Below are 21,155 nucleotides of genomic sequence, written 5' to 3' on the forward strand. Positions count from 1 at the left end.
GTTTGTTCCTTGGCGACGCAAGCCGCGATCTGACGCGATTTGCGCGCCCGAGATTAATGCCCGTGACGCCGCAATGGCTTGCGAACCGCATTTCGTGCGATGAAACAGCGCATTGGAACTGCACGAAAGCGCCCGGCGGTTCGAGTCGCAAAAGCCTCTCGCATGCAGCGTCTGAGGGTCTAGGTTTTCATTGCAGAGAACGGAGACAGCTCGATGAACCAGCCCGCAGTAGTCGAAGACAACAATAAATACGCCGTCGAAATCGATGCGCCGGCCTATGTCCGGCACCGACGACTCATCGAATGGGTGCAAAGCATCGCGGCCCTGACCAAGCCGGACCGCATCGTCTGGTGCGACGGCTCGCAGGAAGAATACGACCGCCTCTGCCAGCAGATGGTCGACGCCGGCACGATGAAAAAGCTCAATGCCGACAAGCGCCCCAACTCGTTTCTCGCGTGCTCCGATCCGTCGGATGTGGCGCGCGTCGAGGATCGTACGTTCATTTGCTCGCAACGTCGCGAAGACGCCGGTCCGACCAACAACTGGATCGAGCCGAAGGAAATGCGCGTCACGCTCGACGGCCTGTTCGACGGCGCCATGCGCGGCCGCACGATGTACGTCGTGCCATTTTCGATGGGCCCGCTCGGCTCGCCGATCGCGCATATCGGCGTGGAGTTGTCGGACAGCCCGTACGTCGTGACGAACATGCGCATCATGACCCGCATGGGCCGCGCTGTATACGACGTGCTCGGCGAAAACGGCGAATTCGTGCCGTGCGTGCATTCGGTCGGCGCGCCGCTCGTCGATGGCCGCAAGGACGTGCCGTGGCCGTGCAACGACACGAAGTACATCGTGCATTTCCCCGAAGCGCGCGAAATCTGGAGTTTCGGCTCGGGCTACGGCGGCAACGCGCTGCTCGGCAAGAAGTGTTTCGCGCTGCGCATCGCCTCGACCATGGGCCGCGACGAAGGCTGGCTCGCCGAGCACATGCTGATTCTGGGCGTGACCTCGCCGCAAGGCCGCAAGTATCACGTCGCGGCGGCGTTTCCGTCGGCGTGCGGCAAGACCAATTTCGCGATGCTGATTCCGCCGCAGGACCTGAACGGCTGGAAGGTCACGACAATCGGCGACGACATCGCCTGGATCAAGCCGGGCCGCGACGGCCGCCTCTACGCGATCAACCCGGAAGCGGGCTATTTCGGCGTGGCGCCGGGCACGAGCGAAAAGACCAACTTCAACGCCATGGCGACGCTGAAGGAAAACGTGATTTTCACGAACGTCGCGCTGACCGATGACGGCGATGTCTGGTGGGAAGGCATGACGGACACGCCGCCCGCGCATCTGATCGACTGGCAGGGTCGCGACTGGACGCCGCAGATCGCGAAGGAAACGGGCGCGAAAGCGGCGCATCCGAACGCGCGTTTTACGGCGCCGGCGTCGCAGTGTCCGTCGATCGACGCGGACTGGGAAAATCCGGCCGGCGTGCCGATCGACGCGTTCATCTTCGGCGGACGTCGCTCCAACACGGTGCCGCTCGTGACCGAAGCGCGCGGCTGGACGGATGGCGTCTACATGGCCGCGACGATGGGCTCGGAAACGACCGCCGCCGCCGCGGGCCAGCAAGGCGTCGTGCGCCGCGACCCGTTCGCGATGCTGCCGTTCTGCGGCTACAACATGAGCGACTACTTCGGCCACTGGCTGAAGATGGGCGAACGTCTGGAAGCGCAGAACGCGAAGACGCCGAAGTTTTTCTGCGTCAACTGGTTCCGCAAGGGCGACGACGGCAAATTCGTCTGGCCGGGCTTCGGCGAGAACATGCGCGTGCTGAGCTGGATGGTCGGCCGGATCGAAGGCACGGCGCAGGGCGAGGAGCACGCGTTCGGCATTTCGCCGCGCTTCGATGACATCGACTGGGGCGCGCTCGGCTTCACGCGCGAGCAGTTCGAGCAGGTCATCTCGGTCAACGACACCGCCTGGCGCGACGAACTGGCGCTGCACGACGAGCTTTTCGCCAAACTGAAGCACGGTCTGCCCGACGCATTGCCCGAAGCCAAGGCCGACATGGAGAAGCGTCTCACCGCATGAGCGTGCATGTTTCGGCGTATTACAGGTGATTGATGTTCGAAACCGAATCAATCCCTTTATTCCGGGCCCGCTTCGGCGGGCTCGTTTTATCGGCGCCTACACTGTCAAAATTGGCGCGAACAGTCTTTCCAATATTTCGCCCGATGGCGCGAAACTGACCGAGTGTTGTGCGATCGACAACAATCGGTGATCTTTCATCGCTGAGAAGCGGCTAACGGCCCGTTTTTTTTCGATTTCCCCGCGCTTCCCGGCAACTTCTGCACGAAATCGCCAGTCCTAGGATAATCCTGAATTGCTTTGCAGCAGAATTCAAGCCGCCCAGCGGCAGGAGTTGTCTTATGGATCATTTGCAGTCGATGAGAGTGTTTGTCCGCGTCGCCGATCTCGGCAGTTTTGCCCGGGCCGCGAACGCGATGGACATCTCCAACGCAGTGGCGACGCGCCACGTCGCGGACCTGGAAGGCCGCCTCGGCACGCGTCTGCTCAACCGCACGACGCGCAGCCTTTCGCTTACGGAGTCCGGTCAGGTTTATCTGGAGCGCGCGCGGCAAATTCTCGATGAACTGGAAGACGTCGAGCAAATGGTGGTGGCGCGCAATCACGAGCCGCTCGGGTCGCTCAGAATCGTGGCGCCCGTGGTGTTCGGGCTGCACAATCTCGCGCCGGTCTTGCAGACTTATGCGCAGCGCTATCCGAAGGTCATTCCCGATGTCACGCTGGTCGACCGGCAGGTCGATCTGGTCGAAGAAGGCTTCGATGTCGGCATCGTCATCGCGCGGCAGGTGAAGAGTGCAAGCGTCGTCACGCGGCGGCTCACCACTGGCTGCATGACCGTGTGCGCCACGCCCGCGTATCTGGAGAAGCACGGCACGCCGACGCGTCCGGAGCAGTTGCTCGAACATCCGTGCCTGAGCCTGCCGTCCGAATACTGGGGCGACGAGCGCGTGTTCACCGGCCCGGCGGGCGAAGTGCGCGTGCGGCCGCAGAACGTGATCATCGCGAACAACACCGAGATGCTGCGTCAGTTCGCGCTGCTCGGCATGGGCATCGCGATTCTGCCAAGCTATCTGATCGGCAACGACACGACCAAAGGCCAGCTCGTGCGTCTGCTCGGCGACTATCAATTGCCGCAGGTCGAGATCAACGTCGCTTATCCGAGCCGCCGCCATTTGCCGGCGAAGGTACGCACGTTCATCGATCATCTGGTCGAGCATTTCAGCCAGACGCCGAATCATCAGGTGAGCGAGCAGTGGATTCGCGACGGACGCGGCAAGCCGGTCGCACCCGCCGCGCAGCCGCACTACGAGCATGCCGACGACGACGCGGTACGCCCGCCGCGCCCCCGTCCGATCGACGGCGAACTCGCGCCCAAGCTCTCGAAACCGACCCGGCCGCGTGGGCGGTTGCCCGCAGCCTCGCCGTTCTGAAAGGCGCGCGCCCGGCGCAAATAAAAAACCCCGCGAAATTGCTTCGCGGGGTTTTTTACTTCTGAGGCAACAACCGGTAGGCGACGGCCGCGTCGATCAGCCCGTCTTGCGCGCCGCGGTCTTTTTCGCGGCCGCCTTTTTGGCCGGCGCCTTCTTCGCTGCCGGCTTTGCGCGCGTCGTCTTCGCGGCGACGGCGACATCGCTTTCGCCGCTTTCATCGCCGCCGTCGGCTGGCGCTTCCGCCGCGGCGCCGCGCTTCGCCGCCGTCTTGGCGCCCGGTTTGGCTTCCTTCTTCTCGAATTCGAAGCCGATCTTGCCGTCCGGCTGCTTCACGAGAAACGCCTTGAAGTTGCGCCCGGTGCGCGACGACTTGAAGTTCGTCAGCAAGTCCGTGCGGCCTTCGGTCAGGAGCTTGTGCATCTGCTCCCGCGCGATTTCCTGTTGCAGGATGACCTTGCCCGAGCGGAAATCGCAGGTCTTCGGATTCGCGACCGAGTTCTCGCAGACATAGCTCATGCCGTGCTCGAACACGCGCGAATGACATTTCGGACACGCGCCGACCGGCGTCTGCTCGGAGAAATCGGGCGGTTCGCCGTCTTCGCCGCCGCTGTCCTGGCCGAAGTCGAATTCGAGCTTGTAGTTTTTGATTTCGTCGTCGAGGGCGAGCTTGAGAATCGCCGAGAACGGACGGCCCATCTTGCTGCGGAAGCCCGACAGCGGCCCGATGGTTTTCTCGCGCAGCAATTCCTCGACTTCGGGAATTTCGAACTGGCGTCCGCCCGGAATCTTCGAAATGGAGAATTCGCACTTCGTGCATGCGAAGCGCCGGTAGTTTTCCTTCACCTGCGCGCCGCAATTCGGGCACGGCGTTTCGAGCGTGGCGTAATCGCCGGGAATTGTGTCGGAATCGTATTCCTTCGCGCGCTTGACGATAGTCTGCGTCATGCGGGCGATTTCCTGCATGAAGGCGTCGCGATGCAGGTTGCCGCGCTCCATCTGCGAGAGCTTGTGCTCCCACTCGCCGGTGAGTTCCGGTGCGGTGAGTTCCTCGACGCCGAGGCCGCGCAGCAAGGTCATCAACTGAAACGCCTTGGCGGTCGGAATCAGCTCGCGGCCTTCGCGCACCATGTACTTCTCGCCGAGCAGACCTTCGATGATCGCCGCGCGCGTCGCCGGCGTGCCGAGACCCTTCGCGGCCATCGCCTCGCGCAATTCTTCATCTTCGACGAGCTTGCCCGCGCCTTCCATCGCCGAGAGCAGCGACGCTTCGTTGTAGCGCGCAGGCGGCTTGGTCACGAGAGCATGCGCCTCGACCTTCTCGACATCGACCTTTTCGTCCTTCTGCACCGGCACGAGATTGCCTTCCTCGCCCGCGGCTTCGCGCCCGTAGACCTGCAGCCAGCCCGGCTCGACGAGCACCTTGCCTTCCGTCTTGAAATGATGTCCCGAGACCTCGGTGATGCGCGTGGTCACGAGATATTCCGCCGCCGGGAAAAACACCGCCAGGAAGCGCTTGACCACGAGGTCATAGAGCTTCTGCTCCGGCTCGGACAGCGCCTTGGGCGCTTGCAGCGTCGGGATGATGGCGAAGTGATCGCTGATCTTCGAGTTGTCGAAGATGCGCTTGTTCGGCTTCACCCAGCCCTTGTCGAGCACCTGCTTGGCGAACGGCAGATAGTTGTTGCTCTCTTTGAGCATGGTCAGCGTGTCTTTGACCGTGCCCAGATAGTCTTCGGGCAGCGCGCGCGCATCGGTACGCGGGTAGGTCAGGACCTTGTGCTTCTCATACAGTGCCTGCGCGAGGCCGAGTGTGTTTTTCGCTGAGAAGCCGAAGCGGCCGTTGGCTTCGCGCTGAAGGCTCGTCAGGTCGAAGAGCAGCGGGGACATCTGGGTCGAAGGCTTCGACTCCTCGGTCACGATGCCCGTTTTGCCACGGCACGCCGCGACCACCGATTCGGCCGCCGCGAGACTCCACAGGCGCGAATCGCGCTGCTCGGGATCGTTCTCGACGCGCTTGAACTTCGGATCGAACCAGCGACCTTCGTAGATACCCTTCGCGGCGATGAACTCGGCGCGCACTTCCCAATAGTCGCGCGGCACGAAACGACGAATTTTCTCTTCACGTTCGACGACGATCGACAACGTTGGCGTCTGAACGCGACCGACGGTCGTCAGAAAGAAGCCGCCGCCCTTGCTGTTGAATGCGGTCATCGCGCGCGTGCCGTTAATGCCCACGAGCCAGTCGGCTTCCGAGCGGCAGCGCGCGGCGTCGGCGAGCGGTTGCATGTCGGCGTCGCTGCGCAGATGCGCGAAACCCTCGCGGATCGCGGCGGGCGTCATCGATTGCAGCCACAGGCGCTGGACCGGCTGCTTTGCCTTCGCGTGCTGCGCGATCAGGCGGAAAATCAGCTCGCCCTCGCGCCCCGCGTCGCAGGCGTTGATCAGGCGGTCGATGTCCTTGCGCTTCAGCAGCTTCGTCAGCACCTTGAGGCGCGACTCGCTCTTGGCGATCGGATTCAGGTCGAAATGCGGCGGAATGACCGGCAGATTGGCAAAGCTCCACTTGCCGCGCTTGACGTCGTACTCCTCCGGCGCGGCAATCTCGAGCAAGTGGCCGACCGCGGACGAGAGCACGTAATCGTCGCTCTCGAAGTACTCGTCATGCTTGGTGAAGCCGCCCAGCGCACGCGCGATATCGTTCGCGACGGAGGGCTTCTCAGCGATGATCAGGGCTTTGGACATGACTCAATTGGGTTGGTAACAGGCAGCAGTCCGGTTTGGACTGCTTTAACGACCGCTTTATAGCACAGGCTTTGTGCCGTGGGCGTCGAAGGGCGAATCACGACGTTGCGCCGCACGGCTCGCGATGCACGTCCCGAATCACACGAAACGCTTGTTTCACGCCCCCAGCAGTCACGCCGTGGCCAGTGCCGGACGCAACTTCGGCGCGCCGTTCACGTTCGGCAGCGCGGTCAGATCCCGCAGCATGCGTTCGACGATCGACGCCTGCGGCAGCACCGTGCCGAAGAACCGGGTCGTCTTCGAATCTTCGATCAGGATGGTCGGAAAATTTTCCACGTCGAGGTCGTCGAGGATGTCGGCGTGATTCTCGATATCGATCCAGGCGAAGCAGACGTCCGGATGCGCCGCCGCCAGCCGGTCGAAGCCTTCGCGATACTCTCGGCACGTGCCGCACCAGTCGGCGCACAGGCAGGCGACGAACAGCGTCTCGGGCTCGGCGATGCGCTCAGCGATGCGGTCTGCATCGATATCGAGATTCAGCGCGGACATGGCGTGGGCGGGATCCTTGTTTTCGACTGCGGGGCGGCTCATTTTTTGCCGAATGTAGCACGACGCGGCTTCAGCAGCGTTCCAGCGCCGTGTAGCGGCCGCCCGGCAGCGCCGCCACGCGGCCCGCCAATTCGAGTTGCAGGAGCGCGCCCTGGAGCGCCGCGCCATCCAGTTCGGTGCGGGTGGCGAGAATTTCAAGCGTCGCGGGCGCGTGGCCGAGCGCGTCGAGCACACGCGCGGCGTCGCCCGTTTCGATTTGCTCGGGCAAACGCGCCGACGCCCAGGATGCATCGGCCGGACGCGTCCTGGCGCGTCGCGCGCCCGCCGTTGCGGCCTGCGCGGACGGCAAACCGAACTCATCGAGCACGTCCTGCGGCGTTTCCACGAGCTTCGCGCCCTGTTTGATAAGCCGATGACAGCCTTGCGAAAGCGGCGCGTGAATCGAACCGGGCACCGCGAAGACATCGCGCCCCATTTCGTTCGCAAGCCGCGCGGTGATGAGCGAGCCGGAGCGCATGGCCGCCTCGACGATAAGCACGCCGCTCGACAATCCCGCGATCAGCCGGTTGCGCTGCGGAAAGTTCGCCGGGCGCGCGGGCGTGCCGAGCGGCCATTCGGACAGAATCGCGCCTTCGCGGGCGATCTCATGCGCGAGCGTGTGATGTTCTGCCGGATAGACGAGGTCCGCGCCCGTGCCGATTACGGAGACGGTTCCGGCCGCGCCTTCGAGCGCGCCCCGATGCGCCGATGCGTCGATGCCGAGCGCCAGTCCCGACACCACCACGAGCCCCGCGTCCGACAACGCTCGTGCGAAGCGCCGCGCGTCTTCGAGACCTTGCGGCGTGGCGTGCCGGCTACCGACAATCGCCACGGCGCGCGCCTGCAACAGATCGAGCCGGCCCTTGGCGTAGAGCAGCGCGGGCGGATCCGGCATAGTGAGCAGCGCCTGCGGATAAGCGGTATCCGCGAGCGTCAGAATGTAATTTCCCGGCGCCGACGCCCACGCCAGCGCCTCTTCAATATAGTGGTCGAACGGAACGCCCTCGATGTCCGCCGGCGGCGCGAGCACGGCTTCCGCGGCGGCCGCGCCGGCGGTTTCCGCGAGGGCGGCGAAACTCTCGGCCAGCACGTCGCCCGGGCTGCCGAACGCCGCGAGCAGCGTGCGCAGCGCGAGCGGGCGCAAGCCTTTTGCGTGGGCGAGCCGCAGCCAGGCGCGCAGTTCTTCGGCATCGGGCGTCAGGAAGGCTTGCCCGGTCGGCGGTACGGCGGTCGTCATGTTAAGATTTTTGATCCGAAAGAAATAATGAAACGTCGCCCGGCCTGCTCCACAGGCCCGCCGCGACGCCGTTTGGCCGCTTGCCGGCGGCGTTGAATCCCGTGGATTCACCCGCATATCTTCGGCATGCCGCCACCCACCCGCAACCTGGCCGAATGGCCGATTTACACGCGTCGCGGCGCGCGTAGACAATCCGAATCATGGCTCTGCTCAAGATACTCAACTACCCCGACAAGCGGCTGAACAAGGTGGCGAAGCCGGTCGAAGTCGTGGACGACCGCATCCGCAAACTCGTCGCCGACATGGCCGAGACAATGTACGCCGCGCCCGGCGTCGGCCTCGCGGCGACGCAGGTGGACGTGCACGAGCGCGTGATCGTGATCGACGTCTCCGACGCGCACGACGAACTGATGGTCTTCATCAATCCGGAAATCGTCTGGGCGAGCGACGAAAGGAAGGAGTGGGAAGAGGGCTGTCTGTCGGTGCCCGGCATTTACGATTTCGTCGAGCGGCCCGACCGCGCGCGCGTCAAGGCGCTGAACGAAAAGGGCGAGAGTTTCGAGATCGAATGCGAAGGGCTGCTCGCCGTGTGTATCCAGCATGAGATGGATCACTTGAACGGTCACGTGTTCGTCGAATATCTGTCGCAGCTCAAGCAGACGCGGATTCGCGGCAAGATGAAAAAGCTGGAAAAGGCGCTGTAACCAATGACTCAATCGCTGCGCGTGGTGTTCGCTGGAACGCCCGAATTTGCTGCTGCCGCGCTCGCGGCCATTCATGCCGCCGGTTTTGCGGTACCGCTCGTGTTGACACAGCCGGATCGTCCGGCGGGGCGCGGCATGAAGCTGACCGCGAGCCCGGTCAAGCGTTTTGCGGTCGAGCACGGCCTGAGCGTCGCGCAACCGACGTCGCTGCGGCGCGCGGGCAAGTATCCGGAGGAAGCGGCGCAGGCAATCGATCTGTTGCGGGCCACGCCGCACGACGTGATGGTCGTCGCCGCCTACGGCCTCATTCTTCCGCAGGAAGTGCTCGACATTCCGCCGCGCGGCGCGATCAACATCCACGCGTCGCTGTTGCCGCGTTGGCGTGGCGCCGCGCCGATTCATCGCGCGATCGAAGCGGGCGACGCCGAAACCGGTATCACGCTGATGCAGATGGACGCCGGCCTCGACACCGGCGCGATGATTTGCGAGGCACGCACGCCGATCCACGCCACCGATACCACCGCCACGCTGCACGACCGGCTCGCGCAAAGCGGCGCGGAGTTGATCGTGGCGGCGCTGCGCGATCTCGAACGCGACGGCGCGCTCGCGTCCACGCCGCAGCCGGAAGACGGCACGACCTACGCCGAGAAGATCGCGAAGCACGAGGCGGCGCTCGACTGGCGTCGCCCGGCGGAAGAACTCGCGCGCCAGATTCGCGCGTTCGATCCGTTTCCGGGCGCATCCGGCACGCTCGATCAGGCCGTCATCAAGCTCTGGGCGGCGCAACCGCTCGATGGCGCTTCGTACACAGGCGAACCCGGCACGATCGCGGAAGTCTCGGCGGATGGAATCGTCGTGATCTGCGGGCGGGGCGCGCTCAGGCTCACGCAATTGCAGAAACCGGGCGGCAAGCGTCTGCCCGTGCGCGAATTCCTCGCGGGCGCGCCGCTCGCGAAGGGACAACGCTTCGCGCTACCGGACGCCGGCCAACAGTAAGAGAGTCGGGGACGCCGAACGGGCGCGGCGCTAAAATAAATCGCTTATCGATCGTTCACTCAAGCGCCTGTCAGTCTGGAGTCCCCGATGCTCGGCATTACCGGTTTTGCCTTCTTTCTCGTCGCGGTTTTTCTGCTGAATGTCACGCCCGGTCCCGATACGGCTTATATCGTCGGGCGCAGCGTCGCGCAGGGGCGGGGCGCGGGCATCGTGTCGGCGCTGGGCATATCGGCGGGATGCATCGTTCATACGCTCGCGTGCGCCTTCGGTCTCACGGCCATTCTGGCCGCTTCCGCGACGGCATTCACCGTCATCAAGATCGCCGGCGCGATTTATCTGATTTATCTCGGCGTGCGCCTGATCTTCACCAAACACGACGATGCCGCGCCAAAAACCCAGGCGAACGAGAAAGCCGCGCCGAAATCCTTGCGCCAGCTTTTCGCGCAAGGATTCATCACCAACGTGCTGAATCCGAAAGTGGTGCTGTTTTTCGTGTCGTTTTTTCCGCAGTTCGTCGCCGCCGACAGCCAGCACAAAACGCTCGCGTTTCTCACGCTCGGCGTCGTGTTCATCGCGATGAGCACGCTCTGGAATGGCTTCGTCGCGTGGATCGCGGGCAGCGTCACCGAACGCTTCGCCGGAAAATCGGGCGTGAAGAAATGGCTCGACCGCGGCGTCGGCGGCGCGTTCGTCGGCCTCGGCATCAAGCTCGCAACCTCGCATCGATAAATCTCGCAACCGCGGATTGAATTATTGCCGGATACCTATATCTAACATTTTGCTTACAATCGTCGCTCCGGTCGCGTTGGCCGGAGCAACCGCGCAAATCGCGCACGGTACATAGGGAGAAGGAGTTCCGGATATGTTCAACTGGGTCAAAACCGCGATGCTGATGGCTGCGATCACGGCCCTCTTTGTCGTGATCGGCGGAATGATCGGCGGATCGAAAGGCATGATGCTCGCGCTCATCGTCGCGCTCGGCATGAATTTCTTTTCGTACTGGTTCTCGGACAAGATGGTCCTGCGCATGTACAACGCGCAGGAAGTCGACGAAACCACCGCGCCGCAGTTCTATCGCATGGTGCGCGAGCTGGCGACGCGCGCCCAGTTGCCGATGCCGCGCGTCTATCTGATCAACGAAGACGCGCCGAACGCGTTCGCCACGGGCCGCAATCCGGAGCACGCGGCGGTCGCGGCGACCACGGGCATTCTGCGCGTGCTGTCCGAGCGCGAAATGCGCGGCGTGATGGCGCACGAACTGGCGCACGTGAAGCATCGCGACATCCTGATCTCGACGATCTCCGCGACCATGGCCGGCGCGATCTCCGCGCTCGCGAACTTCGCGATGTTCTTCGGCGGGCGCGACGACGAAGGCCGTCCCTCGAATCCGATCGCGAGCATTCTGGTGGCGATCCTCGCGCCGATCGCGGGCGCGCTGATCCAGATGGCGATTTCCCGCGCGCGCGAATTCGAGGCCGACCGCGCCGGCGCGGAGATTTCGGGCGATCCGCAGGCGCTCGCGAGCGCGCTCGAAAAAATCCACGCGTATGCCACGGGCGTGCCGTTCCCGGCGGCGGAAGCGAATCCGGCGACGGCGCAGATGATGATCATGAATCCGCTGTCGGGCGGAGGCATCGCGAATCTTTTCTCGACGCACCCGGCAACCGAAGAGCGCGTCGCCCGTCTGATGGAGATGGCGCGCACCGGCCGCATCTGACGCATCCGCTCTTCTGACGAAGGCCGCTCCGGTTTTGCCGGCGCGGCCTTTTTCTTGGCCGCGACCCGTCATCCGGGCGCGCGATCCCTGCACGTTACAATCCACGTTCACGCAAGCTCCACGCTTGGCCGACTGACCGTTCCCGCTGCATTCATGACCGACAAGCCTCCCCGGCGGCACACCGCCGCGCATCCACGCCTGAGCGCGCTGCGTCTCGCGCCCGATTCGCTGGCGTTCGCGCTCGATTGCGCGGCGCAAGCCGTGGGCGCCGTGCGCGCGGGCTCGGCGTTGCCGGCGGCGCTGCAGACGGTCGTCGGCTCGGGCAAGCTCGCGGTGGGGCGCGGCGCGGTGCAGGACATCGCCTATCGCACGATGCGCCGCCTCGCACTCGCCGATGCGCTCCTGCACAAGCTCGTCAAGAAGGCGCCGCCGCCGCATGTGTCGAACGTGCTCGTCTGTGCGTTCACGCTGCTGACCGACGACGAAGCGAACGCGGCCTACGCGCCGTTCACGGTCGTCGATCAGGCGGTGGGCGCAATCGCCGCGCGGCGCGAATTTGCTTTCGCGAAGGGTCTGGTGAACGCCGTCCTGCGCAATTTCTTGCGCGAACGCGACGCGCTCATCGAAGAAGCGTGCGCAAGTCCCGTCGTCCGATGGAACTATCCGCAATGGTGGATCGATGCGGTCAGGCGCGCTCAGCCCGACGCGTGGGAGCGCATTCTGGAGGCGGGCAACGTGCAAGGACCGCTCACGCTGCGGGTGAACGCGCGTCACACGAGTGTCGATGCCTACCTCGATCGGCTGCGGACAGAGCACATCGACGCCGATGCAGCCGGCCTGTACGCCGTGCGCCTCGAAACGCCCATGTCCGTCGATCGTATTCCGGGCTTCGCTGAGGGCGTCGTGTCGGTTCAGGACGCGGGCGCGCAATTCGCCGCCCAACTGCTCGACGCCCAGGACGGCATGCGCGTGCTCGATGCATGCGCCGCGCCGGGCGGCAAGACGGGCCACATTCTTGAACTCGCAAATGTCGATCTGATCGCGCTCGAAAGCGATGCCGAACGCGCGACGCGCATCGAGCAGAATCTGACGCGCCTGAAATTGCAGGCGCAGATTGAAGTCGGCGACGCGGGCGATCCTTCGCGCTGGTTCGACGGCAAGCCGTTCGATCGCATTCTCGCGGACGTGCCGTGCTCGGCGTCGGGCATCGTGCGGCGTCATCCGGATATCCGCTGGCTGCGGCGCGAGTCGGACATCGCGGCGCTGGTCGACGAGCAGCGGCGTATCCTGAGCGCGCTGTGGCCGCTCGTCGCGAAGGGCGGCGAGTTGCTTTACGTGACGTGTTCCGTCTTTCCGGAGGAAGGCGAAGAACAGGCCCGCTGGTTTGGAGCCGCGCATGAAGATGCGGTACGATTGGACGCGCCGGGCCAGTTGTTGCCGACAGCGGCGCGCGCCAGCTCGGATGCGGCGCAAGGTTCACCGGACGGTACAAATCTCGCGGGCCCCGCTGCGCACGAGGCGCCAGGCGCCGGTCAGTCATCCAGCCGGGGCGCGCGGGCTTTCGCGGACCACGACGGATTCTTCTACGCGCGCTTTCAGAAACGGTGACGATCAAACGCTTCTTTCCGCTTCGGCTCGCGGCCGTCATCTGGACTGCGCTGACGCTCTGGCTGAGCTTCGCCGCAGCCGATCCCGCCTTCGCCGAGACGATGGGCGTGCAGCGTGCGTCGCTGCAGGCGGACAATGCCGGCTGGAGCCTCGACGCCCATTTCGACTTCGATCTCAACAACAGTCTCGAAGAAGCCGTGAACCGTAGCGTGCCGCTCTATTTCACGATCGACTTCAATCTGTCGCGGCCGCGCTGGTACTGGTTCGACGAAGAGCCGGTCAACGTATCGCAGAGCATCCGGCTTTCCTATCAGCCGCTGACCAACGAATATCGCGTTTCGACGGGCGGTCTGCAATTGCGCTTCGCGTCGCTCAACGAGGCGCTCGCGGTCATCAAGCATGTGACGTCATGGCACGTGATCGACCGCAATCAGGTGCATGCCGGAGAAACCTATACCGCATCGGTGCGCATGCAGCTCGACATCGCATTGATGCCCAAGCCGTTCCAGATCGACGCGGTCAACAACCGCGACTGGAACCTTTCCTCGGACTGGAAGCGTTTTACTTTTACGGCGGCAGAACGTGCGAAATAGATTTCGACGCGGCCGCACGGACATGAAGAGTTTCGTCGTTCGGTTGCTGGTCTCAACGGTGGCGCTCACGGCAGTTCTGCTGCTCGTGATGCTCGCGCTCGCGAGTGCGAACACCGAGTTCTTCGACCGCTATTACGGCTGGCTTTACGCGGCGAACGTCGCGGTGGCGCTCATCTTCATGTTGATCGTCATCAGTCTGTTCGTGATCATCGTGTCGCGCGTGCGGCAGGGGCGCTTCGGCACACGTCTGCTCGCGAAGCTCGCGTTCATCTTTGCGCTCGTCGGCGTGGTGCCGGGCGCGATCATCTATGTGGTTTCGTATCAGTTCGTGTCGCGCAGTATCGAATCGTGGTTCGACGTCAACGTGGAAACCGCGCTTACTTCGGGCCTCACGCTCGGGCGCGGCATGCTGGAAAACTCGCTCGCCGACTTCAAGAACCGCGGCCGGCAGATGAGCGACCAGCTCGGCAGCGCCGATCCGTCGAGTCTCACGCTCGCCCTTCTGCGTCTGCGCGATCAGTACGGCGTGCAGGACGCAGTCGTGTTCGAACGTCCGCGCGATCAGTACAACCGCGAAGATCTCTCCGTCAACAACGGTTTGCAGCGCGTGCCGGGCTTGCGCACGGTCGCGCAGGCATCGGGCAATTACTACGCGCTGTTGCCGGCCAACGAGCCGAGCAGCACGATGCTGAAGGCGGCGCAGGATCGTCCGTATGGCGTGATCGAAGGCGAGATCGACGGCGATCCGAAATCGAACGGACCGAAGGGCGCGTTGCGGCTGCGCGTGATCGCAAAAATCCCCGATCCAACGACAACCACCGAGTTTCAGCACGTCGATCGATATTTGCAGATTGAGCAGCCCGTAAGTCAGGAACTCGCGCGTAACGCGGACGCGGTGCAGCGCGCGTATCGCGAGTATCAGGAGAAGCGGCTCGGGCGCACGGGCTTGCGCAAGATGTATATCGGCACGCTGACGCTCGCGCTTTTCCTGGCGACCTTCATCGCGATGATGCTCGCGCTCGCGCTCGGCAATCAACTCGCGCGGCCGCTCTTCCTGCTCGCGCAGGGCACGAAGGAGGTGGCCGAAGGCGACTACACGCCCAAGCGAGAGATCAATTCGCGCGACGAACTCGGCTTTCTTACGCAGTCCTTCAACGCAATGACACGCCAGCTTTCCGAGGCGCGCGCGGCGGTCGAAAACAATCGCGTGGCGCTCGAACATTCGAAGGCGTATCTGGAGAGTATCCTCGCCAATCTGACGGCGGGCGTGTTCGTGTTCGATCGCCAGTTCCGCCTGACCACGGCCAATCGCGGCGCGGAGCGTATCTTCCGCCAGCCGTTCGCCGCGCTGCTCAATCAGTCGATCGATCAGATCGGCGTGCTTGCCGAATTCGGCGCAATGGTGAAGAAGGCGTTCGCTGATCGCGATGCGGCAGCGGTGGGCAGCGGGCAGCCTATCGGCGATCGCGGGCACTGGCAGCAGCAGGTCGCGGTGAGCGTGCCGGGCGAGAACGATCCGCTGACGCTGCTCGTGCGCGGCACGCAGTTGCTGGGCCTGACCGAGAGCGAGACAGACGATGCGGAAACCACCGGTTATGTCGTCGTGTTCGACGATATTTCGGATGTGATCTCCGCGCAGCGTTCCGTTGCATGGGGCGAAGTCGCGCGGCGTCTCGCGCACGAAATCAAGAACCCGCTCACGCCTATTCAACTGTCGGCCGAACGCCTGCAAATGAAGCTCGCCGACAAACTCGCGCCGTCGGACGCCGACGTGCTCAAGCGCGCGTCGACGACTATCGTGAATCAGGTGCAGGCGATGAAGCAGATGGTCGACGACTTCCGCGAGTACGCGCGCACGCCGCCGGCGGTGCTCGGCAACCTGCAACTGAACGATCTCGTCGCCGAAGTGCTCACGCTGTATGGCATCGAAGAAGGCAAGAGTCCGATCAAGATCGATCTCGCGAAACTGCCGGTGATCCGCGGCGACGCAACGCAGATTCGCCAGGTCATCCACAACTTGCTACAGAACGCGCAGGATGCGGTGGCGGACGTCGCGGAGCCGCGCGTGCTGCTCGAAACGAGAACAGTAGAATATGGCGAACCGGATGCTTCGGGCCACGCGCGTGTCGCGGTGCGGCTGACGGTGTCGGACAATGGTCCGGGCTTTCCGGCGCGCATTCTGTCGCGTGCGTTCGAGCCTTACGTGACGACAAAAGCGAAAGGCACGGGCTTGGGACTTGCAACGGTGAAGAAGATCGTCGACGAGCACGGCGCGCGCATCGACATACGTAACCGCTCGAAGTCGGCGGATGTGGTTGAAGGGGCGCAGATATCGATTCTGTTTCTGCAACTCGCGGACGAGACCGCTGCGCCGGGCACGACGCCGTCGGGCGCCGGTGCGGCAGCGAATCAGGGAACGACAAAAGCAACAGTGCAGACAAGGGCAGCGTAAATGGCAACCATCCTGGTGGTAGACGATGAAATGGGGATCCGGGAACTGCTCTCCGAGATCCTGAGCGACGAAGGCCATGTTGTGGATCTGGCGGAGAACGCGCAGTACGCGCGCGACTACCGTCTACAGCAGACGCCCGATCTCGTCCTGCTCGACATCTGGATGCCCGATACCGACGGCGTTACTTTGCTGAAGGAATGGGCCGCGCAGGGCAAGCTCACGATGCCGGTCATCATGATGTCCGGGCACGCGACCATCGACACGGCCGTCGAGGCGACCAAGATCGGTGCGCTCAACTTTCTCGAGAAGCCGATCGCGCTGCAGAAGCTGCTGAAGGCCGTCGAGCAGGGTCTCGCGCACGGCTCCGCGGCGCCGCCCGCCGCCGCCGCCGCGACGAAGCCGCCGGCGAGCACGGGAGTCTCGGGCGTGCCGGTGGCGGCCGCGTTGCCGACGGCGTCCTCGGTCATCACATCGAGCGACACGACGGCGAGCGGCGCGGTGCAGGCGCAGGCAGGACAGACTGCATCGATCTCGTTCGACATTCCGTTGCGCGATGCTCGCGATGCCTTCGAACGCGCGTACTTCGAGTATCACCTCGCGCGCGAGAACGGCAGCATGACGCGCGTCGCGGAGAAGACGGGGCTTGAGCGCACGCATCTGTATCGCAAGCTCAAGCAACTGGGCGTCGATCTCGGCAAGAACAAGAACGAGGCCTGAAGCGGTCCGGACACGGCCCCAAAGCGCCCCAGAAAAATGCGCGAGGGGGCTTGAGGGGCGCGATAGTCTCTGCTATAGTTTCACCTCTTCGTTGGCCCGGTAGCTCAGTTGGTAGAGCAGCGGATTGAAAATCCGCGTGTCGGTGGTTCGATTCCGCCCCAGGCCACCAGAATGCAAGAAGCCCGAGAGTGTCATGCTCTCGGGCTTTTTCTTTTTGTCGATGTCGTTTTTGTCGATGCCTTCTGCGGCTCAAATCGAGCGACAAAACGAAGCCACAAAAAAACGGGCGGATCGCGCAAGCGGTCCGCCCGTTTCTGCTTTCGGCGCAAGCGGCTCGATAACGAGCCGCTACGAACCGCCATCCTTACTTCGGATTCGACGCAACGAAATTCTTGAACGCCGTGTATGCCGCCTTCGGCGTCTTGCCGTCGTTCTTGAGCAGACCGTATGCGCCTTCGCCGCCGGCCGGATCGTCGTAGAGTTCGTACGTCTGGATCGCCTGGATGTTGTACTTCGACGCCACCGAGACGAACTGCGCCATCATCTTGTTGCCCACAAGATACGACGCGATCTGTTGATCCGAACCCATGTTCGGGCGCACGCCGAATTCGTTGATCCAGATCGGCTTGCCCATCTGTTGCAGGACCGCGAGCACGTCGTGGCAACCGGTGCCGCCGCATGCGTTCGTGATGTCGCCCTGATCCGAGTACCAGTGCCATGCCGTGATGTCCCACGACACGACCGGATGTCCCGTCGAGCCGTCCGGCTGCGTGCCGTTCGCGAGCATCTGGTCGAAGCCGTAGTGCATCCACGCGCCGCCGCCCATGATGATCTTGCCGTTCGTATCGACCGACTTGATCCCGGCGATCATGCCGCGGATCACGCCGCGCGCCTTCTGGAACTTCGCGTTGTCGAAGTGCTGCGGATAGACGCCGTCCACGTTGCCGGTGAGCGCGTCGGCTTCGAGTTCGTTCGACACTTCGTAGTACGGGTACTTGTTCGCCGTGGCCGTCCACACGCCGAGCTGGTAGCCCGCGTTGTAGGCGTCGTTTTCGTTGTTGAAGTCGAGGCCCATCAGCATCACCGGATACACGGTCACGCCGCCTGCCGCCATCGTCTTTGCGATACCCGCGAGCTTGTTCGCGGCTGCCTGGCTATACACCTCGTTGCGATACATCTTCACGCCGAGATCCTGCAACTGCGACAACTGCAGCGCGGGGTTCGAGATGTCGTACGCGCCGCCTTCGTTGTTGTGGCCGTTCGCGCCGTAGAAGATCTTGGTGGTCGTGGGCGCCGTCGGCGTGGTGGCCTTCGTGTTGTTGACGACCACGTTCACGTTGAGCACCGAGCGCGTGCCGCCCGTGGAGTCGGTCGCCGTGACTTGCCAGGTGTGATTGCCGGCGGTGAGGCGGGTCGTGTCGACGGTCGTCGAGAACGCGCCGTTCGCAGGCGTGACGTCGCGCGCGATCTTGTTGCCGGTCGACGTATCGACGACGGAGACTTTCGTCCACTTCGAGCCGCTCGTGCCGTTCACCGTCGCGGTGCCGGAGACGGTTGCGTTTGCGGCCGGCGAGCCGATCGCGAAGGCGCTCGTGTTGCGACGGGCTGCATCGACGCTGGATGCGGTGTCGAAAGCGTCGCCGCCGCTACCGCCGCCGCACGCGGCGAGCAGCAGACTGGTTGCGACCGCGGCGGCCACGAGGCTCGCCTTCGGTGCGGAGATCACGCGCTTGACGGCGCTGGGAGAGATTAGAGTCGAATTCTTCATACTATTAGTAAGCACTACTAAAAGATGTGGTGTGTGTTGGCGAAGTTGGTGCGTTTGCAGGAGCGCCGCGAGACGGGCGGATCGGAAACGGACCAGCGATCCCGCTTAACCCAGCGGGGAGGTGGCGGGAAGAATGTCATTCGGACTACGAATGAATGTTCCCTGTAGGCGGCAGGATCGTTCGGCGAATAAGGACGTTGCCGGGCGCTAAAACACGCGGCGCGCAGAAACCCTGCAAACATTTACTAAAACGTTCGCTTAAAACAGACAAATCGACTTCGGGAGGAATTGCAGAACCAGCTCGACACGCCGGTATCTGATGCCTGTATATCGGCGGAATCCAACGCGAGTTGAGCTTATTTCCCGAAATTGCCGAATCGATACTTCTGAATTAGGAAATAATTGCCGTAAATCGGCAGCGCGGACGTAAGATTACTATAAGTCTAAGAAAAACGTGAAAATTCATATGTAACGACGGTTGCATTTCAGGAAATTTTTGCTCTTTTGGCTAACGCAGTAGCTTAAATTTCCGATCTGAATTAGTCGAACAATTACTTTTGACCGGTTCTGAAGTATTCGTCGTACAACATTGAAATAACGGAGATTTCTGCGTGCGGCACTTTTCGCTTGCCGCTTGCGAAGTCGCACTGAACGGGTGTCAGTGGCAAGGAACTCTTATTTGCTGACAAACCACGTTTTCAGGAGCGTCGAGCCGGTCGCCTGTGCCGAGAAACCATTGCCGCGGTGAGGTTTAAAAAATGCCGCCTGCCGCCCCTCGCCGGACCCCGATGCCGACCCGGGCAAACGAGCGCGCTCCGTGCTAAAATTCGCGCCGAATTAAGGACTTGCCTCGCCCTCGGACCCGCAAGTCCTTTTCTTTTCGACGCTCCGAATCGTTCGTGCAATGCGCCGGAACCATCCCGCGGCGCCGGCGAGCCTTTTTCCCGTTCCGCTATCGACGGCATAAAAGGCGCGCGCGTCCGGAAGCAGGTCGCCGACCTATACTGGACGCTCAGGGCGTCGCTGCCCGCGCCGCTTATCGAATGGTCCGATCACGCAGACTGCCGTGCGCCGCGCGACGCCAATCTCATTCACGCAGTACGGAGTTTTCACGTGACTCGGATAGACGCTAAAGACAGCGCGCTCGTGCTGTTCTCCGGCGGCCAGGACTCGGCCACATGCCTCGCCTGGGCGCTCGAACGTTTCAGGACGGTCGAGACGCTCGGCTTCGATTACGGACAGCGGCATCGCGTCGAGCTGGAATGCCGCGACGGTTTTCGCGCAGCCATCCAGCGCGAGTTTCCGCAATGGGCGGAGCGTCTCGGCGAAGATCACATGATCGACCTGTCGGTGCTCGGCGCGATCAGCGACACGGCAATGACGCGCGAGATCGAGATTCAGGCGACGGCGAGCGGCCTGCCGAACACGTTCGTGCCCGGCCGCAACCTGCTGTTCATGACGATCGCGGCGGCGCTCGCGTATCGGCGCGGGTTGAAGGTGCTGGTCGGCGGCATGTGCGAGACCGATTTTTCCGGCTATCCCGATTGCCGCGACGACACGATGAAAGCGCTGCAAGTCGCGCTCAATCTCGGCATGGAAACGCGCTATGCGCTGGAAACGCCGCTCATGTGGCTCGACAAGGCCGACACATGGCGTCTCGCGGAAACGCTGGGCGGCGAGGCGCTGGTCGAACTGATCCGCGTCGAGACACATACGTGTTACCTCGGCGAGCGCGCGGAGTTGAACGAATGGGGCTTTGGCTGCGGCCAGTGTCCCGCATGCAAGCTGCGCAAGCGCGGCTACGAGGCGTATCGCGCGGGCGAGCAAGTCACCACCGCGCCGGTCTGATTTTTATACGAGTTTCACAGGGTAGTCATGACGTACGCGGTAAAGGAAATTTTCTACACGTTGCAGGGCGAGGGCGCCAATGCCGGGCGCCCGGCCGTGTTCTGCCGTTTCGCGGGCTGCAACCTGTGGTCGGGCCGTGAGGAAGATCGCGCGGATGCCGTCTGCCAGTTTTGCGACACCGATTTCGTCGGCACGGACGGCGAGAACGGCGGCAAGTTCAGAACGCCCGCGGAACTCGTCGCGAAGATCGCGTCGCTGTGGCCGGAAGGCGCGGGCCACAAGTTCGTCGTGTGCACCGGCGGCGAACCGATGCTGCAGATCGACCAGCCTTTCGTCGATGCCCTGCACGAAGCGGGCTTCGAAATGGCGATCGAAACGAACGGGTCGCTGCCCGTGCTCGAGAGCATCGACTGGATTTGCGTGAGCCCGAAGGCCGACGCGCCGCTCGTCGTGACGAAGGGCAACGAGCTGAAGGTCGTCGTGCCGCAGGACAACCAGCGCCTGGCCGAATACGAGAAACTCGATTTCGACTACTTCCTCGTTCAGCCGATGGACGGCCCGTCGCGCGACATCAACACGAAGCTCGCGATCGACTGGTGCAAGCGGCATCCGAAGTGGCGCCTGTCGATGCAGACGCATAAATATTTGAACATCCCCTAAACGGTCAGCCGAC

The 21,155-nt window shown here is 63.2% G+C and carries 16 protein-coding genes and 1 tRNA gene; 13 read left to right on the plus strand and 4 right to left on the minus strand.

Annotated elements, in window-relative coordinates; all coding sequences use genetic code 11:
- Positions 1–213 precede the first annotated feature (213 nt).
- Both BRPE64_RS00110 and BRPE64_RS00115 read left to right on the plus strand, forming a co-directional pair.
- The gene (locus tag BRPE64_RS00110) at positions 214–2,085 is read left to right on the plus strand and encodes a phosphoenolpyruvate carboxykinase (GTP) (protein ID WP_044041010.1); all 1,872 of its coding nucleotides are present in this window, start codon (positions 214–216) and stop codon (positions 2,083–2,085) included.
- Between the two features lie 338 nt (positions 2,086–2,423).
- Positions 2,424–3,512 (plus strand): LysR family transcriptional regulator, encoded by a 1,089-nt coding sequence (locus tag BRPE64_RS00115; protein WP_016343945.1) that lies wholly within the window; start codon positions 2,424–2,426, stop codon positions 3,510–3,512.
- Positions 3,513–3,608: 96 nt separating this feature from the next.
- Here the strand turns inward: BRPE64_RS00115 and BRPE64_RS00120 are convergent, their stop codons facing one another.
- The 3 genes from BRPE64_RS00120 to dprA all read right to left on the minus strand — a co-directional run bounded on the left by BRPE64_RS00120 (position 3,609) and on the right by dprA (position 8,079).
- A complete protein-coding gene (locus BRPE64_RS00120; protein ID WP_016343946.1) occupies positions 3,609–6,254 on the minus strand; it encodes a DNA topoisomerase III in 2,646 nt (881 codons plus the stop codon).
- A 171-nt stretch (positions 6,255–6,425) separates the two neighbouring features.
- Entirely contained in the window at positions 6,426–6,803 is a 378-nt protein-coding gene (locus BRPE64_RS00125; protein ID WP_016343947.1) for a thioredoxin family protein, read from the minus strand.
- Positions 6,804–6,873: 70 nt separating this feature from the next.
- Positions 6,874–8,079, minus strand: coding sequence for a DNA-processing protein DprA (dprA, locus tag BRPE64_RS00130; RefSeq protein ID WP_016343948.1), 1,206 nt, complete (start codon positions 8,077–8,079; stop codon positions 6,874–6,876).
- Positions 8,080–8,279: 200 nt separating this feature from the next.
- Between dprA and def the strand changes: the two genes are divergently transcribed.
- From def to BRPE64_RS00175, 9 genes are all read left to right on the plus strand, one after another.
- Positions 8,280–8,783, plus strand: a complete 504-nt coding sequence (gene def / locus BRPE64_RS00135; RefSeq protein ID WP_016343950.1) for a peptide deformylase — start codon at positions 8,280–8,282, stop codon at positions 8,781–8,783.
- Positions 8,784–8,786: 3 nt separating this feature from the next.
- A complete protein-coding gene (gene fmt / locus BRPE64_RS00140; RefSeq protein WP_016343951.1) occupies positions 8,787–9,779 on the plus strand; it encodes a methionyl-tRNA formyltransferase in 993 nt (330 codons plus the stop codon).
- An 87-nt stretch (positions 9,780–9,866) separates the two neighbouring features.
- Entirely contained in the window at positions 9,867–10,508 is a 642-nt protein-coding gene (locus tag BRPE64_RS00145) for a LysE family translocator (RefSeq protein WP_016343952.1), read from the plus strand.
- A 133-nt stretch (positions 10,509–10,641) separates the two neighbouring features.
- On the plus strand, positions 10,642–11,496 hold the full coding sequence (gene htpX / locus BRPE64_RS00150) for a zinc metalloprotease HtpX (protein WP_016343954.1): 855 nt from the start codon (positions 10,642–10,644) through the stop codon (positions 11,494–11,496).
- A gap of 153 nt (positions 11,497–11,649) precedes the next feature.
- On the plus strand, positions 11,650–13,104 hold the full coding sequence (gene rsmB / locus BRPE64_RS00155) for a 16S rRNA (cytosine(967)-C(5))-methyltransferase RsmB (protein WP_016343955.1): 1,455 nt from the start codon (positions 11,650–11,652) through the stop codon (positions 13,102–13,104).
- A complete protein-coding gene (locus BRPE64_RS00160) occupies positions 13,101–13,697 on the plus strand; it encodes a DUF4390 domain-containing protein (protein ID WP_016343956.1) in 597 nt (198 codons plus the stop codon). The genes rsmB and BRPE64_RS00160 overlap by 4 nt, the downstream gene beginning before the upstream one ends.
- 22 nt (positions 13,698–13,719) lie before the next feature.
- Positions 13,720–16,149, plus strand: coding sequence for a sensor histidine kinase (locus tag BRPE64_RS00165; RefSeq protein ID WP_016343957.1), 2,430 nt, complete (start codon positions 13,720–13,722; stop codon positions 16,147–16,149).
- Positions 16,150–16,866 (plus strand): response regulator transcription factor EsaR, encoded by a 717-nt coding sequence (esaR, locus tag BRPE64_RS00170; RefSeq protein ID WP_016343958.1) that lies wholly within the window; start codon positions 16,150–16,152, stop codon positions 16,864–16,866.
- 93 nt (positions 16,867–16,959) lie between these two features.
- Positions 16,960–17,035 (plus strand) — tRNA-Phe (locus tag BRPE64_RS00175).
- Between the two features lie 195 nt (positions 17,036–17,230).
- On the opposite strand, the gene BRPE64_RS32685 is transcribed toward BRPE64_RS00175, so the two are convergent.
- Positions 17,231–18,142, minus strand: a complete 912-nt coding sequence (locus tag BRPE64_RS32685; protein WP_044041848.1) for a glycoside hydrolase 5 family protein — start codon at positions 18,140–18,142, stop codon at positions 17,231–17,233.
- 1,605 nt (positions 18,143–19,747) lie between these two features.
- On the opposite strand from BRPE64_RS32685, the gene queC reads away from it, so the two are divergent.
- Both queC and queE read left to right on the plus strand, forming a co-directional pair.
- On the plus strand, positions 19,748–20,482 hold the full coding sequence (queC, locus tag BRPE64_RS00185; protein ID WP_044041011.1) for a 7-cyano-7-deazaguanine synthase QueC: 735 nt from the start codon (positions 19,748–19,750) through the stop codon (positions 20,480–20,482).
- Between the two features lie 27 nt (positions 20,483–20,509).
- A complete protein-coding gene (queE, locus tag BRPE64_RS00190; protein WP_016343961.1) occupies positions 20,510–21,142 on the plus strand; it encodes a 7-carboxy-7-deazaguanine synthase in 633 nt (210 codons plus the stop codon).
- Positions 21,143–21,155: the final 13 nt, after the last annotated feature.

The sequence above is a fragment of the Caballeronia insecticola genome (assembly GCF_000402035.1).
GTDB classification, from domain to species: domain Bacteria; phylum Pseudomonadota; class Gammaproteobacteria; order Burkholderiales; family Burkholderiaceae; genus Caballeronia; species Caballeronia insecticola.